The organism is Treponema endosymbiont of Eucomonympha sp. (assembly GCF_001028545.1).
Map to the genome: position 1 here is coordinate 1 of NZ_BBPW01000075.1, position 3,733 is coordinate 3,733.

The 3,733-nt window shown below is 59.5% G+C and carries 2 protein-coding genes; both read left to right on the plus strand.

The annotated features are described in order from the left end of the window. The first annotated feature begins 163 nt into the window (after positions 1-163). A complete protein-coding gene (locus AWU74_RS04245; RefSeq protein ID WP_062327963.1) occupies positions 164-907 on the plus strand; it encodes a vWA domain-containing protein in 744 nt (247 codons plus the stop codon). Positions 908-1,477: 570 nt separating this feature from the next. Beyond that, complete coding sequence (locus AWU74_RS04255) at positions 1,478-3,400, plus strand: radical SAM protein (RefSeq protein WP_162504791.1); 1,923 nt, start codon at positions 1,478-1,480, stop codon at positions 3,398-3,400. The last annotated feature ends 333 nt before the right edge of the window (positions 3,401-3,733 follow it).

The following is a 3,733-nucleotide window of genomic DNA, read 5'->3' on the forward strand; positions in this document are numbered from 1 at the left end:
CGACAGTGCCTACAAGGACCCCTAACGTTACCCGTAGGATATCGCGGAACTCGGACGTTCGGCTCCCGCCGAACGCGCTTGCGTCAGCGGCGAAATGCGGTATAGTACTGGTGCGGTACGGCTTGCGGCAGTTCCCTGAAGGAACTCCGCAGAGGAGGCAGATATGAATGCAAAACGCGTAATCGCCGCGGGCGCGGCTCTGGCGGCGGGCGCGCTGGGAATCGGGGCGGTCGCGCAGGAACTCATGCCGGGCGCGCACAGTGAGGAGGCGGGCGCGGAACGCTTCGCGTTATCGGGAGCGAAGCACGACGACGGGGACTACGATTTCTATTTCAGGAACGGCGCGCATATAAGCGGGGACTGCGACGGCTACGATTCGTGGCCGGGCGGCGTAACGTATATTTACGAATATCGCCGGGTCGACATTCAAAAGTGGTCGGAACGGCTCAGCGCGGCGGGAATCGCGCACGCGACGCACAAAACGCCCAACTGGTTCAGGTATTGCTGGGTGCGCTTCGACACGAAGCTGCTGAACGGCGTCGGGTGGGAGGGCGAAGGGAAGAACCTTGACTACAACGACGAAGCGGACATTCTGGCGAACGGAAGGCAGATACGCGTCAAGGACGTGTGGTCACTGCACTATGCGCGGGCGCGCGAAGGCTTTAACAGCTCGTTTGCCGCTGATTCCGTTCAGAACCTCGTCCAAAGGACTTCCGAAGCCCAGAAGTGGCGGGACACGCCGGCAATCCTCCTCATATTCCTGGGGCAGGACAAAGACGAGCACGCAAAAACCGCGGAGGCTTTGAAGGGCGCGGGCGTCTCCGTCATAGCGAGTTTCAGCGCGGGAACCGCCCCCTATATTATTATGGACGCGAGCAACATTTCGTGGTTTGCCTATTACCAGTGAGCGGCTATGCCCGCGCGGGGCGCGGGCATCGATCGGGGTTGCCGAGGGCGCGCGGCAAACTCCGCATAGCGGCAAGCATTTGCCGGGTCTGCCGAGCGGGTTTTGCGGGCGGTTTCCGCGCAGTTGCCTACCGAGCAGACTTGCCGAAGGGCGCGAACCAAACGCAGACTCCAAGCACGCCCGTGTCGGGAGCGCCGCGTTCGGCTTTGCCTATATGCCGCGCGGAGCGCGCGTTTATCTATATGCCGAGTTTCTTCAAGAAACTCGGACGTTACCCCGCGCGAAGCACGCATTTATCTATATGCCGAGTTTCCTCAAGAAACTCGAACGTTACCCGTGCGGAGCACGCGTTTATCTATATGCCGAGTTTCCTCAAGAAACTCGAACGTTACCCCCGCGCTCCGCGCGGGGGTAACGCAATAGACAGAGCACGTTTTTTTAGTGTATGGTAGCGCTACTCATGCATAAAAATGCCGAATCACTTGTTCGGGCGTCCGCCGGCGCGAATGCCCTGCCCCTTTCCTCATGCGGCAGCGTCGTCGCGGGAAACCGAAGCGGGAGCCGCGCGCCGTGAACAGAAAAGTGCTGCTGCTTGAAGCGGACTACAAGAACAGATACCCCCCTATCGGACTGATGAAGCTTGCGACATACCACAAGCGGCTGGGCGACTCGGTGCGCTTTTTCAAAGGCAGGGTCAGGGATTTCATCGTCGTCGACGTTGTCGAGACCGCGATAGAGAAGTTCCGCCAGATCGACCCCGCGACGGAGTGGCAGCACTGCTACCGGCAACTGGAAGACGCCGTCAAAAACGGCATATTCGCCGGCGTGCAGGAAGCGGTGCGCGCGTCCGCTCACGCCGCGAAGCTCTTTCTGTGGGCTGAGTATTACCGCGAGTTCTATATATCGGGGGAATACAAAAAGCACCCGAAGTGGGACCGGGTATGCGTTACGTCGCTGTTTACGTTCCAGTGGGAGAGAACCGTAGCCGTCATAAAGGACGCGAAAGTGCTGGTGAAAGACCGCTCGGAACTGCGCGTGGGCGGCATTCTGGCGACGGTCATGCACAACGAGCTGGCGGCGGAAACCGGCATACGCTCGCACAAGGGGCTGCTCAAGTGCCCCGGCGCGCTCGACGACAACGATATTATCATAGACACCCTGCCGCTCGACTACTCCATTCTCTTCGACACCGACTATGTGTATTCGGCGGGCAACGCGTTTTACGCGTATACGACGCGGGGCTGCCCGAACCGCTGCTCGTTCTGCGTGGTGCCGGTGCTGGAGCCGCCGCCCTTCAACTCGTACATACCGATAGTCGAGCAGATAAACGACGCGAGGCAGCGCTATGGCGACAAGCTGAACCTGCTGCTTATGGACAACAACGTGCTGGCGTCTGAGCATTTCAGCCGGATCATCGACGACATAAAGGCGTGCGGGTTTGGGAAAGGCAGCAGGTTTACCGAGCCTGACTACCTGAAGCTCTATATAGCGCATTTGGAGAGCGGCGAAGACGACCGGCTGTATTCCCGCGCGGTGCACGCGTGCTATCAGCGGGTGCTGGGAAAGCTGCGGCGCGAGGACCGGGGAGCCGTATACAACATACTGCGCGACGCGCGCCTGCTCGACGTCTGCACCTGCACCAAAAGCGCGCTGCTCGGCGCGTATCCCGCCGTAAACGAATTCGTCAAGCAGCACCGGTTCCCGTCGAGGACGCTGCGCTCGGTCGACTTCAACCAGGGGCTCGACGCGAGCCTTTTGAGCGAGGAGCGGGTGAAGCTGCTGTCGGAAGTCGAAATCAACCCGCTGCGGATAGCCTTCGACACGCTGCAGGAGAAAGACATATATTCCCGAGCGGTGCGGCTCTGCGCGAAATACGGCATGCCGTCGCTGTCCAACTATATGCTGTACAACGAGAAAGACACGCCGGACGATCTGTACCTCAGGCTGGAAATCAACATACTGCTCTGCGATGAGCTGGATATAGCCATTTACTCGTTCCCCATGAAGTATCACCCGATAGCGGGCGACTTCAGCAAAAACCGCGACTATATGGGGAAGCACTGGAACCGGAAATATATCAGGGCGGTGCAGAGCATCCTGAACGCGACGAAGGGGAAAATCGGCAGGGGCAGAAGCTTCTTTTATGAGGCCTTCGGAAAGACGCTCGAAGACTATCATCTGCTGCTGCTGCTGCCGGAACTCTACCTGCTGTACCGCTTCTTTTTCCGGCACCTCGGCTATACGGCGCAGTGGTATGACGCCTACGCGCGCCTCAGCGAGGCGGAGCGGGCGGAGTTCTTCGCGCTGGCAAAAGACAACCATTTCAGAGTTGCGACGTTCAACTCGCTGAAGAACGAGCGCATAAAGGACTTATACCGGCACTACGTGTGGCTCGACCGGAACGAAATGCCGGACACCAGCACGGAGCTCGGCAGGCAGAAGGCGGAATTCGACGCGAGCGTCAAAAAGCGCAGAAAATGGCAGAATATCTGAGCGCCAAGCGTTCCCAGTAGGGAACGTCCGAGTTCTCTGAAAGAACTCGGCATATAGACGGCGGCGCGCTTACCGAGTTTGCGCCGCTTCTGCTTACCGCACACTCGCGGCGCATAAAGGCGGGATAGAGGTGAAGCGGACGCCGAGTGGTTCGGCATGACGTATAAGGCAGACAAGGCGGCGGCTCGCCGCGTCAAAGAGCTGGTCGCGGCGGGCGCGTATCCGGCGCGGCTGTGGGAGCGTTCGGCGTAAGCCGAACGGCGCAGTACAGAAGCAGCGTACTGAACAGGAAGCCGACCCCTGCACGGACAGGCGTGAAACACACACTCGAAC

Coding starts and splice junctions, on each gene's coding strand:
- AWU74_RS04245 (WP_062327963.1), top strand. CDS start 164: ATGAATGCAAAACGCGTAATCGCCGCGGGCGCGGCTCTGGCGGCGGGC.